The organism is Pseudomonas sp. NPDC089554 (assembly GCF_050280645.1).
In the GTDB taxonomy this organism is placed as follows: domain Bacteria; phylum Pseudomonadota; class Gammaproteobacteria; order Pseudomonadales; family Pseudomonadaceae; genus Aquipseudomonas.
In genome coordinates this window covers 91,159-103,677 of record NZ_JBNNVR010000006.1, presented here as the reverse complement: position 1 = coordinate 103,677, position 12,519 = coordinate 91,159, and the positions used below count along the sequence as shown (strand labels likewise).

Genomic DNA, 12,519 nt, shown 5'->3' with positions numbered 1-12,519 from the left:
CACGTGGGCCAGGTAGCCCAGGCCCGCGCCGCCGTATTCTTCCGGCACGGTGATACCCAGCAGGCCCATATCACCGAACTTGCGCCACATGTCGGCGGGGAACTGGTTGTCGTGGTCGATCTGCGCAGCGCGCGGGGCCAGTTCGGCGGCGACGAAGGAGCGTACCTGGTCGCGGAGCATGTCGATGGTTTCGCCCAGGGCGAAATTCAGGCTGGGGTAATGCATGCGGGGGCACCTTGATTGTTCTTGGAGTTGGGTAACACCGTAGCTCAGCTGCGTCACTCCGAACCTTGTGGGAGCGGCGCTGGGAAGCGGTGCTTGGCTTTTAACCTTTACGTTAACGTAAACCTGCCTTTGCAGGCTGTCAATCGTTCGCCCGTCGCCATCCCCCAGCCCTTGTCTATCCTTGGGCTTTCACCGGTGGCTCCTCGCTCGGCGGGTCGCCCACGGTCGGCGGCATGGTCGGCTTGATCGGCAGCTCGTCCGGGTCATCCTTGGGCACCGGCGGTGGCAGCGCCGGGTCGTCGATGTTTGGGTCGGGTGTCTCCGGTGGAATGGGAATGTTCATGGCCTGGCCTCGCAGGGTGAATGAGAGGGTAGTGAAGGCTTTGATCCACGCCTGCGCCATTCGCTCATTTTTTTTGGAACCCCCCCGCGTTCGACGGCTCTGAACCCTTACCGCCTCAGCCAACAGGGAGCAACGACCGATGTCGCGCAATGAGCCCTTCGCCAGTGTGCCGATGGCCAACGACCACCCGGACCAAGGCATCAGCCTGTCCCAGGCGCTGCTGGCGCCGCGTATCGTGATCGAAGATGTCAGCCCAACGCTCGATGGCGGCACGTTCGCCGCCAAGGCCGTGGTCGGACAAGCGGTCGAGGTGTCGGCCAAGGTCTACAGCGATGGCCACGACCGTCTGGCCGTGATGCTGCATTGGCGCCAGGCCCACAGCCGACGTTGGCACTGCGTGCCGATGCAGTCGCTGGGCAACGACCTGTGGTTGGCCGAGATCACCCCGGTGGAACTGGGCGCGCATGTGTTCAGCCTGGAGGCCTGGGTCGACCCGTACGCCACCTATTGCTACGACCTGGAGAAGAAATACGCCGCCGGGGTCGATGTGAAGCTGGAGCGCGAAGAGGGCAGGCTGCTGTTGGGCAAGGGCATCGAGCGCGCCGAAGGGCCGCTGCGTGAACAGCTCGAGCAGTTGCAGCAACGCCTGCCGACACTCTCTGGCAACGAGCAGGTGGCACTGCTGCTGCACCCCGACACCGCGCTGCTGATGAGCCAGGCCGAACATCGTAGCTACCTCACCCGCAGCCCCGAGTGGCCGCTGGACGTCGACCGCGAGCAGGCGCTGTTCGCCAGCTGGTACGAGCTGTTCCCGCGCTCGGCCACCGACGACCCGCAGCGCCACGGCACCTTCGACGATGTGCATGCGCGCCTGCCGATGATCCGCGACATGGGCTTCGACGTGCTGTATTTCCCGCCCATCCACCCCATCGGCAAGCAGCACCGCAAAGGCCGCAACAATTCCCTGCAAGCCCAGCCGGGCGATCCCGGCAGCCCGTATGCCATCGGCAGCCACGAAGGCGGCCACGATGCCATCCACCCGCAACTGGGTAGCCGCGAGGATTTCCGCCGCCTGGTCGCCGCCGCCGCCGAGCATGGCCTGGAGATCGCCCTGGACTTCGCCATCCAGTGCTCACAGGACCACCCCTGGCTGACCGAGCACCCCGGCTGGTTCAGCTGGCGCCCCGACGGCACCATTCGCTACGCCGAGAACCCGCCGAAGAAATACCAGGACATCGTCAACGTCGACTTCTACGCCGCCGACGCCGTGCCCGGCCTGTGGCTGGCGCTGCGCGACGTGGTGGTGGGCTGGGTCGAGGAAGGTGTGAAGACCTTCCGCGTCGACAACCCGCACACCAAGCCGTTGCCGTTCTGGCAATGGCTGATCGCCAATGTGCGCAGCCAGCACCCGGACGTGATCTTCCTCGCCGAGGCCTTCACCCGCCCGGCGATGATGGCGCGCCTGGGCAAGGTGGGTTATGCGCAGAGCTACACCTATTTCACCTGGCGCAATAACAAGCAGGAGCTGCGCGAGTATTTCGAGCAGCTCAACCAGCCGCCGTGGAGCTTGTGCTACCGGCCGAACTTCTTCGTCAACACGCCGGACATCAACCCCTACTTCCTGCAAACCTCCGGCCGCGCGGGCTTCTTGATTCGCGCCGCGCTGGCCACCATGGGTTCGGGCCTGTGGGGCATGTATTCAGGTTTCGAGCTGTGCGAAGGCGCGCCGCTGCCAGGCAAGGAGGAGTACCTGGATTCGGAGAAGTACGAGCTGCGTCCGCGTGACTACACCCAGGCCGGCAACATCGTCGGCGAGATCGCCCAGCTCAACCGCATCCGTCGGCAGAACCGCGCCTTGCAAACCCATCTGGGCGTGGCGTTTTTCAACTGCTGGAACGATCAGATTCTGTATTTCGCCAAACGCACCCCCGAGCGCGACAACTTCATCCTGGTGGCGATCAGCCTCGACCCGTTCAACGCCCAGGAGGCGCACTTCGAGCTGCCGCTGTGGGAGCTGGGGCTGGACGACAACGCCGATACCCAGGGCGAGGATTTGATGAACGGCCATCGCTGGACCTGGCATGGCAAGACCCAGTGGATGCGTATCGAGCCCTGGCACCAGCCGTTTGGTATCTGGCGTATCGAAAAGACCCGGTAGCCCACACACAACCTGTAGGAGCGGGCTTGCCCGCGAACACCGGCATAGCCGGTGCCATGCACCGCGGAGCTCATTTCGCGGGCAAGCCCGCTCCTACACGAGCGCGCCGAATCAAGAATTGAAAGGAGTCGCACATGGCCAAGCGTTCCCGCCCGGCAGCCTTCATCGACGACCCGCTCTGGTACAAGGATGCGGTGATCTACCAGTTGCACATCAAGTCGTTCTTCGACTCGAACAACGACGGCATCGGTGATTTCGCCGGGCTCATCAGCAAGCTCGACTACATCGCCGAGCTGGGGGTCAACACCCTCTGGCTGCTGCCGTTCTACCCTTCGCCCCGGCGCGACGACGGCTACGACATCGCCGAGTACAAGGCCGTGCACCCCGACTACGGCAGCATGGCCGATGCCAAGCGCTTCATCGCCGAGGCGCACAAGCGCGGGCTGCGGGTGATCACGGAGCTGGTGATCAACCACACCTCCGACCAGCACCCCTGGTTCCAGCGCGCCCGCCACGCCAAGCGCGGCAGCAAGGCGCGGGACTTCTACGTGTGGTCGGACGACGACCAGAAATACGACGGCACGCGCATCATCTTCCTCGACACCGAGAAGTCCAACTGGACCTGGGACCCGGTGGCCGGCCAGTACTTCTGGCACCGCTTCTACTCCCACCAGCCGGACCTGAACTTCGACAACCCCCAGGTGATGAAGGCGGTGATCGAGGTGATGCGCTTCTGGCTTGACATCGGCGTCGATGGCCTGCGCCTGGACGCCATCCCCTACCTGATCGAGCGCGACGGCACCAACAACGAGAACCTTCCCGAAACCCACGACGTGCTCAAGGCCGTGCGCGCCGAAATCGACGCCAACTACCCCGACCGCATGCTGTTGGCCGAGGCCAACCAGTGGCCCGAGGACACCCGCCCGTACTTCGGCGAAGGCGATGGCGACGAATGCCACATGGCCTTCCACTTCCCGCTGATGCCGCGCATGTATATGTCGCTGGCCATGGAAGACCGCTTCCCGATCACCGACATCCTGCGCCAGACCCCGGAGATTCCCGCCAACTGCCAATGGGCGATCTTCCTGCGCAACCACGATGAGCTGACCCTGGAAATGGTCACCGACCGCGAGCGCGATTACCTGTGGAACTACTACGCCGAAGACCGCCGCGCACGCATCAACCTCGGTATCCGTCGGCGTCTGGCGCCACTGCTGCAACGTGACCGCCGACGCATCGAACTGCTCACCAGCCTGCTGCTGTCGATGCCCGGCACCCCCACGCTGTACTACGGCGACGAACTGGGCATGGGTGACAACATCTACCTGGGCGACCGCGACGGCGTGCGCACGCCGATGCAGTGGTCGCCGGACCGCAATGGCGGCTTCTCCCGTGCCGACCCGCAGCGTCTGGTACTGCCGCCGATCATGGACCCGCTCTACGGCTACCAGACCGTCAACGTCGAGGCCCAGGCCCACGACCCGCATTCGCTGCTCAACTGGAACCGCCGCCTGCTGGCGGTGCGCAAGCAGCAGAAGGCCTTTGGTCGCGGCACCCTGAAGATGCTCACGCCCAGCAACCGGCGCATCCTTGCCTATGTGCGCGAATACACCGACGCCAATGGCCACAGCGAAATCGTGCTGTGCGTGGCCAACGTCTCGCGTGCAGCGCAGGCCGCTGAGCTGGAGCTTTCGCAATACGCCGACATGGTGCCGGTGGAGATGCTCGGCGGCAGCGCCTTCCCACCCATCGGCCAGCTGCCGTTCCTGCTCACCTTGCCGCCCTATGGCTTCTACTGGTTCCTGCTGGCGAGCCGCGACCGCATGCCGAGCTGGCACATCCAGCCTGCCGAGGGCCTGCCGGAGTTGACTACCCTGGTGTTGCGCAAACGCATGGAGGAGCTGCTCGAAGCCCCCTCCAGCGACACCCTGCAAAGCACCATCCTGCCGCAGTACTTGCCCAAGCGGCGCTGGTTCGCCGGCAAGGAAGGGCCGATCGACTCGGTACGCATCGACTACGGTGTGCGCTTCGGCACCCCGAACAACCCGGTGCTGCTCAGCGAGATCACCGTGCGCAGCGAGGGTGTGGACAGCGTCTACCAGTTGCCGTTCGGCCTGCTGCCCGAAGAACAGATCAACAGCGCCTTGCCCCAGCAGTTGGCGCTGTCGCGGGTGCGCCGTGGCCGCCAGGTGGGGCTGATCACCGATGCCTTCGTGCAGGAGTCGTTCGTGCGTGCGGTGCTGGCGGGCTGCGAGGAACAGCTGCGCCTTGCCACCCCAAGTGGCGAGCTACGTTTCGAGCACACCGAACAGCTGGTGGCCCTGGGCCTGGATGAGCATAGCGAGGTGCGCTACCTGAGCGCCGAGCAGTCCAACAGCTCGGTGGTGGTGGGCGAAAGCGTGGTGCTCAAGCTGATTCGCCGGGTCAACCCGGGTGTACACCCGGAACTGGAAATGAGCGCCTACCTGACCGCCGCCGGCTTTGCCAATATCTCGCCGCTGCTGGCCTGGGTCAGCCGGGTGGATGAGCAAAACCAGCCGCACCTGCTGATGATCGCCCAGGGCTACCTGAGCAACCAGGGCGATGCCTGGGCCTGGACCCAGAACACCTTGGAACGGGCGATCCGCGATGAAATGGAGCCGCCCAGCAGCGAACCCGAGGCACACACCAATGCCCTGGCCGAGCTTACCGGCTTCGCCGCCTTGCTCGGCCAGCGCCTGGGCGAGATGCACCTGTTGCTGGCAGCGCCCAGCGATGACGAGGCCTTTGCACCGCAGGTGAGCAGCGCCGCCGACAGCGAGCGCTGGAGCCAGCAGGTCAGCGCTGAATTGGGCCGCGCCCTCGACCTGCTCGCCCAGCACCGCGACAGCCTCGACCCCGACAGCCAGGCCCTGGTCGCCGACCTGCAACAACAGCGTGATGGCCTGGCCCAGCACATCGACAACCTGGCCCGCCAGGCCCAGGGTGGCCTGCTGATGCGCGTGCACGGCGACCTGCACCTGGGCCAGGTGCTGGTGGTGCAGGGCGATGCCTACCTGATCGACTTCGAGGGCGAGCCTGCGCGCCCGCTGGAAGAGCGTCGGGCCAAGCACAGCCCGTACAAGGACGTCAGCGGTGTGCTGCGTTCCTTCGACTATGCTGCTGCGATGATCCTGCGCAGCGCCTCTAGCGGGGACCTTTCGCACGCGGCGCGCCAGGCTTGGCAGCGGGTCGCCCGGCAGTACTTGCACCAGTCGCGACATGCCTTCGTCGAAGCCTATGGTTTGGCCACGGCGGCCATGCCCCATGCGTGGGCGAAGGCCGAGGGCGAGCGTGCTGCGCTGGAACTGTTCTGCCTGGAGAAGGCGGCCTACGAGATCGCCTACGAGGCCGAGAACCGTCCCAGCTGGCTGGCCGTGCCCTTGCATGGTTTGCATGGGTTGATCAGCACCTGGGGTGAGTCATGAGTGACGGGCAACCTTTATTGAACACATGGAAAGGGGCAGTGAGATGAATGCAACAACGCGTGAAAACGGTGGCCTTCGGCAACGGGATATCGACGCCCTGGCCCGCGCCGAGCACGCCGACCCCTTCGCGGTACTGGGTACCCACGGCGATGGCGCCGGTGGTGTGTTCGTGCGCGCCTTCCTGCCTAACGCCTTGAGCGTGCGGGTGTTGGCACGCCAAGACGGGCGCGTGCTGGGCGAGATGCAGCAGGGCAGCCTGCCGGGTCTGTTCACCGCCCACCTGGGCGAGGCCCAGCCCTACCAGTTGCAGGTCAGCTGGCCCGGTGGTGAGCAGGTCACCGAAGACCCCTACAGCTTCGGCCCGCAACTGGGCGAGATGGACCTCTACCTGTTCGCCGAAGGCAACCACCGCGACCTGTCCGGGCGCTTCGGCGCCCAGCCTACCCAGGTCGAGGGCATCGACGGCGTACTGTTCTCGGTGTGGGCGCCGAATGCCCGGCGGGTGTCGGTGGTCGGCGACTTCAACAACTGGGACGGTCGCCGCCACCCCATGCGCCTGCGACACAACGCGGGTGTGTGGGAGCTGTTTGTGCCACGCCTGACGGTGGGCGAAACCTACAAGTTCGAAGTGCTGGGCCAGGACGGCGTGCTGCCGCTGAAGGCCGACCCGTTGGCCCGCGCCACCGAGTTACCACCGAGCACCGCGTCCAAGGTCGCAGGCCCCTTGCAGCACGACTGGCGCGACCACGACTGGATGCAGCAACGCGCCCAGCGCCACGCCTACAACGCGCCGCTGTCGATCTACGAGCTGCACGCCGGCTCCTGGCGTTGCGAGCTGGATGACGGCGGCGAGGTGGTGCGCTTCTACAACTGGCGCGAGCTGGCCGAGCGCCTGGTGCCCTACGTGCAGGAACTGGGCTTCACCCACATCGAGCTGCTGCCGATCATGGAGCACCCGTTCGGCGGCAGTTGGGGCTACCAGCCGCTGTCGCTGTTCGCGCCCACCTCGCGCTATGGCAGCGCCGAGGACTTCGCCGCCTTCATCGATGCCTGCCACCAGGGCGGCATCGGGGTGATTCTCGACTGGGTTCCGGCGCATTTCCCCACGGACGAACACGGCCTGGCACGCTTCGATGGCACTGCCCTCTACGAGTACGACAATCCCCATGAGGGCTTTCACCAAGACTGGAACACGCTGATCTACAACCTCGGCCGCAACGAGGTGCGCGGGTTCATGCTGGCCTCGGCGCTGCACTGGCTCAAGCACTTCCACATCGATGGCCTGCGGGTCGACGCGGTGGCCTCGATGCTCTACCGCGACTACTCGCGCAAGGCCGGCGAATGGGTGCCCAACCGCCACGGCGGGCGCGAGAACCTCGAGGCCATCGACTTCATCCGCCAGCTCAACGACATTGCCGCCTTCGAAGCCCCGGGTGCACTGGTGATCGCCGAGGAGTCCACGGCTTGGCCGGGCGTCAGCCAACCGACCCAGCAGGGCGGCCTGGGCTTTGCCTACAAGTGGAACATGGGCTGGATGCACGACACCTTGCACTACATCCAGAACGACCCGATCCACCGCACCTACCACCACAACGAAATGAGCTTCGGGCTGATCTACGCCTACTCCGAGCATTTCATCCTGCCGATCTCCCACGACGAGGTGGTGCACGGCAAGCACTCGCTGATCGACAAGATGCCGGGTGACCGCTGGCAGAAGTTCGCCAACCTGCGCGCCTACCTCACCTTCATGTGGGCCCACCCGGGCAAGAAACTGCTGTTCATGGGCTGCGAGTTCGGCCAGTGGCGTGAGTGGAACCACGACCAGCAGCTTGACTGGTACTTGCTTCAGTACTCGGAACACCAGGGCGTACAGAAGCTGGTCGGCGACCTGAACCGCCTGTACCGCGAGCAACCTGCATTGCACGAACAGGACTGCCTGCCCCAGGGCTTCCAGTGGCTGATCGGCGACGATGCGGTCAACAGCGTGTATGCCTGGCTGCGCTGGAGCAGCAGCGGAGAGCCGCTGCTGGTGGTGGCCAACTTCACCCCGGTGCCGCGTGAGGGGTATCGCATTGGCGTGCCGTTCGGCGAGCAGTGGCAGGAGCTGCTCAACAGCGATGCCGAGCTGTATGCCGGTAGCAATGTCGGCAACCTGGGGGCGGTGGCCAGCGAGGCGTTGCCCAGCCATGGGCAGCCGTTGTCGTTGGCTTTGAACCTGCCGCCGCTTGGGGTGTTGGTGATGAAACCGGCCTGATTTGTAGGCAAGCCCGGCCCTTTCGCGGGCAAGCCCGCTCCTACAGGATTTGCGCTGAACCTGTAGGAGCGGGCTTGCCCGCGAAAGGGCCGCGCCTGCCTACCACCGCATCCTCACCCCCAGGCTGCCTATCAGCCCATTCAAGTCGTTGTCATCCACATCGCTGCTGTAGTCGGCACTGACGAACAGCGCCACCTTGGGCGTGACCCGCGCGACCAGTCCCAACCCCAACTCCACGGTCGCCGAGCTGCGCGAGCTGGAGATCTTGTCCACCTGATCGAGCTTCACTGCCTCGGCATTGCTGAAGTCGTACCACACGTTGGTACGCACGTAGGGCTCGATCGGCATGCCGCGCACTTCATAGCGCGCCGACAACTTGGCGCCCACCCGGCCACTCCAGCTTGGCTGGCTGTCGAAGGCCTGCAAGGTCTCGGCCTGGGCCTGGTTGCCGGGGAAGAACTGCTGGTTGATCAACTGCGCCTGGGGCTCGATCACCCAGCCGCCGCCCAGGCCGATGGGGTAGCCGCCCTCTACCGAGAAGGTCATTGCATGGCCGCTGTCGTCCAGGCGCTTGCCGTTCTCGCCACGGCCATTGACGTCGATGCGCGTGCCCATGGCCACCGCATCCAGGTGCCAGCCTTGGTCGTGGGTCATGCTCCAGTACACACCCAGGCTCTCGCCACTGAGGTTCACCGCATTGCGCTGCTTGTCGCCCAGCAGCGGGCGCATGCCGTTGAAGCTGCTTTGCAGGTTGTTGTGGCCGACGAAGATCCCGGCGCGGTGCACGTTGCCGCCAGCGGTTTCGCGTACGAACAGGTCCGGGCCGATCAACAGCTGCTGGCTGGGCGCTTCCAGTTGCGCAGGCGCAGGTTGGCGGCTGCCCACGCCAGGAAAGAACTGCGCCCACTGGCTGGCGGTGAGGTCGCTGGGCAGTGGCCCGTGACGCTCGGCCATGCGCTCGGAAAACGCCTGCAAGGTGCCAAGTCCCACGCCGCTGGCATTGACCGGGTCCAGCGACAGCTGCGGCATCAGCGGTTGCTGAAGCAGGTTGCCAAAGGCGGGGTCGTCGTTGAGTTCGAAGGCGAAGGTTTCCACCGGGGTTGCCAGAAGCAGCGACGTGGAAACCGCACAGCACAGACATTCGAAACGGGAGTGGATCGATACTCGTTTCATGGCGGGTCTCCTGTTTTTGTGGGTAAACAGCCAAGGCCTGGCGTGATGTCACGAGCTGTACGACACAAAAACAGTGGGCGACCCAAACCAGCGCGCGGGGCCTTTAGGCGCGCGCAAAGGCGCGTGCTAGAGGCTCGGCGCGAAATTTTCGCAGTGGGCGATATGTTCAGCTAAGGAGACGGCGGGGCTTGCGTCAAGAAACGGTGAAAAGAACGTGAAGGCGTCCTTGAGGGGGCTAATTCATTGAATCATTTGAAGATCGATGCGGCTATAGCGAGGAAGGTTCTTTGCCCGTCGCTCGCTATGCCGAAACATTGTTAGCACTTTGCGGGTTCGCGACGTCTTAGTCTTCTTCGCGCTGCAACGCCATCAGCAGCAACGAACGGCCCTGCACCTCGAACTGCGTTTCGAACGCCAGGTGTTGCGGCTTGCGCAATTGCGGCCGGTCGGTGTCGACCAGGCAGCTCCAGTAGTCGCCCTCCGGCACCGTCGGCAGCAGGAACGGCACGGTGTCGTGGTGGGCGTTGACGATCAGCAGCAAGGTGGCCTCGGCGCCGGGGCGGGCGATGCCGCTGACCTGGGCGCGGCCGTCCATGAGCATGCCCAGGCAGCGGCCATGGGGGTCGTGCCATTGCTCGACGCTCATCTCGCTGCCGTCGGGCGCAAGCCAGGTGACGTCCTTGACCCCGATCGCCTCGTTGTAGTCGCCAACCAAAAAACGCGAGCGGCGCAGCACCGGGTAAGCCAGGCGCAGCTTGGTCAGGCGCTTGACGAAGGCCAGCAGCTGCGTGCCGTCCTCGTCCAGGTCCCAGTTGACCCAGCCGATCTCGCTGTCCTGGCAATAGGCGTTGTTGTTGCCATGCTGGGTGCGGCTGAACTCATCGCCGGCGACAATCATCGGCGTGCCCTGGGCGAACAGTAGGGTGGCGAAGAAGTTGCGCATCTGGCGCATGCGCAGGGCGTTGATGGCCGGGTCGTCGGTGGGGCCTTCGACGCCGCAGTTCCACGACAGGTTGTTGCTGGTGCCGTCCTGGTTGTTCTCGTCGTTGTCCTCGTTGTGCTTGTCGTTGTACGACACCAAGTCACGCAGGGTGAAGCCGTCGTGGGCGGTGACGAAGTTCACCGAGGCATAGGGGCGCCGGCCACGGTTGTTGAACAAATCGCCCGAAGCGGTCATGCGTGAGGCGAAGTCGGCAAGCTGGCCTTCGTCGCCTTTCCAGAAGGCGCGCACGGTGTCGCGGAAACGGTCGTTCCACTCCGCCCAGCCCGGTGCGAAGTTGCCCACCTGGTAGCCGCCGGGGCCGCAGTCCCAGGGCTCGGCGATCAGCTTGACCTGGCTGAGCAGCGGGTCCTGGCGGCAGGCCACGAGGAAGCTGTGACGTTCGTTGTAGCCATCGTGGTAGCGGCCAAGGATGGTCGCCAGGTCGAAGCGAAAACCATCCACGTGCATTTCGCCGGCCCAGTAGCGCAGCGAGTCGGTGACCAGTTGCAGCACGCAGGGGTGGCTGAGGTCCAGGGTGTTGCCGGTGCCGGAGTCGTTGATGTAGAAGCGCTTGTCGTCGGGCATCAGGCGGTAGTACGAGGCGTTGTCGATGCCGCGCATCGACAGGGTCGGGCCCAGCTCGTTGCCCTCGGCGGTGTGGTTGTAGACCACATCGAGGATCACCTCAAGGCCCGCGTCGTGCAGGTGCGCGACCATTTCCTTGAACTCGGCGATCTTGCCGCTGGCCAGGTACTTGGGGTGTGGGGCGAAGAAGGCGATGCTGTTGTAGCCCCAGTAGTTGTTCAGGCCCTTTTGCAGCAGGTGCTGGTCGTTGACGAAGGCATGGATCGGCAGCAGCTCGATGCTGGAGACGCCCAGCGCCTTGATATGCCCGAGCAGCTCGTCGTTGGCAAGGCCCGCGAAGGTGCCGCGCAGGTGCTCGGGCACCGCCGGGTGGCGCATGCTGATACCCCGGGTGTGGGCTTCGTAGACGATGGTGCGTTCCCAGGGAATCTGCACACGCTGGCCGCGGCCCCAGGTGAACGCCGGGTCGATGACCTTGCACTTGGGCACGAATGGCGCGCTGTCGCGTTCATCGAACGACAGGTCGCCGTCGGGGTGGCCGATGGTGTAGCCGAACAGCGCTTCGGACCATTTCAGCGTACCCACCAGCTGCTTGGCGTAGGGGTCGATCAGCAGTTTGTTGGGGTTGAAGCGGTGGCCGTTCTCGGGCTCGTACGGGCCATGCACGCGGTAGCCGTAGATCAGGCCCGGGTGCGCATCGGGCAGGTAGCCGTGGAAGATTTCGTCGGTGTATTCGGGCAGCTCGATACGCTCGATTTCCTGCTCGCCGCTGGGGTCGAACAGGCACAGCTCAACCTTGGTGGCGTTGGCCGAGAACAGCGCGAAGTTGACGCCCAGGCCGTCCCATGTGGCGCCGAGTGGGAAGGGCAGGCCCTCGCGTAGGCGGGAGGGGGCAATGGCGCGGGTTTTCTTTGGGGTGCGGGGGCTCATGGCGGTCCTCTGTCAGCCTGGAATTCGGGGGGATGTGTGGGGCCGCTGTGCGGCCCTATCGCGAGGCAAGCCCGCTCCCACAGGTTCAGCAGCGTCCTTGTGGGAGCGGGCTTGTCCCGCGATCGAGGGCGTAGCCCTCGTGGGGGCCGGTCAGCCTGCTGCGGGCTTCTTGACGGCCCGCGGCTTCTTCTCGGCCGCAGGCTTGGCAACGGCGGCCTTGGGCGCAGCGGCCACCTTCGGCGCGGCAGCCGGTTTCGGCTTGGCCGTAGCCTTCTTGCGCGGTGCAGCCTTCGGCGCTATCGCCTCGGCCTCGGCCAGCTTGCGGGCCATTTCCCAATGGCGTTCTTCCTGGCCTTCGGGCTTACCCTCCGACTCCCAGATCTGATAGGCGAATTCGCGAACACGCTTTTCTTCGACACTCAT

8 protein-coding genes are annotated in these 12,519 nt (G+C 65.0%); 3 read left to right on the top strand and 5 right to left on the bottom strand.

Features of this window, described 5'->3' with window-relative positions:
* A partial coding sequence (locus tag ACQKPE_RS03690) for an acyl-CoA dehydrogenase family protein (protein ID WP_427663414.1) occupies window positions 1-225 on the bottom strand: 225 nt, incomplete at its 3' end.
* A 175-nt stretch (window positions 226-400) separates the two neighbouring features.
* The gene (locus ACQKPE_RS03685; protein ID WP_427663413.1) at window positions 401-568 is read right to left on the bottom strand and encodes a hypothetical protein; all 168 of its coding nucleotides are present in this window, start codon (window positions 566-568) and stop codon (window positions 401-403) included.
* Between the two features lie 139 nt (window positions 569-707).
* On the opposite strand from ACQKPE_RS03685, the gene ACQKPE_RS03680 reads away from it, so the two are divergent.
* The 3 genes from ACQKPE_RS03680 (at window position 708) to glgB (ending at window position 8,426) form a co-directional block, all read left to right on the top strand.
* Window positions 708-2,726, top strand: a complete 2,019-nt coding sequence (locus ACQKPE_RS03680) for an alpha-1,4-glucan--maltose-1-phosphate maltosyltransferase (RefSeq protein WP_427663412.1) — start codon at window positions 708-710, stop codon at window positions 2,724-2,726.
* Between the two features lie 134 nt (window positions 2,727-2,860).
* Complete coding sequence (treS, locus tag ACQKPE_RS03675; RefSeq protein ID WP_427663411.1) at window positions 2,861-6,172, top strand: maltose alpha-D-glucosyltransferase; 3,312 nt, start codon at window positions 2,861-2,863, stop codon at window positions 6,170-6,172.
* A 43-nt stretch (window positions 6,173-6,215) separates the two neighbouring features.
* Window positions 6,216-8,426, top strand: coding sequence for a 1,4-alpha-glucan branching protein GlgB (glgB, locus tag ACQKPE_RS03670; RefSeq protein WP_427663410.1), 2,211 nt, complete (start codon window positions 6,216-6,218; stop codon window positions 8,424-8,426).
* 99 nt (window positions 8,427-8,525) lie between these two features.
* Here the strand turns inward: glgB and ACQKPE_RS03665 are convergent, their stop codons facing one another.
* The 3 genes from ACQKPE_RS03665 to ACQKPE_RS03655 form a co-directional block, all read right to left on the bottom strand.
* A complete protein-coding gene (locus ACQKPE_RS03665; RefSeq protein WP_427663409.1) occupies window positions 8,526-9,599 on the bottom strand; it encodes an autotransporter domain-containing protein in 1,074 nt (357 codons plus the stop codon).
* 343 nt (window positions 9,600-9,942) lie between these two features.
* Window positions 9,943-12,096, bottom strand: a complete 2,154-nt coding sequence (gene glgX / locus ACQKPE_RS03660; protein ID WP_427663408.1) for a glycogen debranching protein GlgX — start codon at window positions 12,094-12,096, stop codon at window positions 9,943-9,945.
* 150 nt (window positions 12,097-12,246) lie between these two features.
* Window positions 12,247-12,519, bottom strand: a complete 273-nt coding sequence (locus tag ACQKPE_RS03655) for a DUF2934 domain-containing protein (RefSeq protein ID WP_427663407.1) — start codon at window positions 12,517-12,519, stop codon at window positions 12,247-12,249.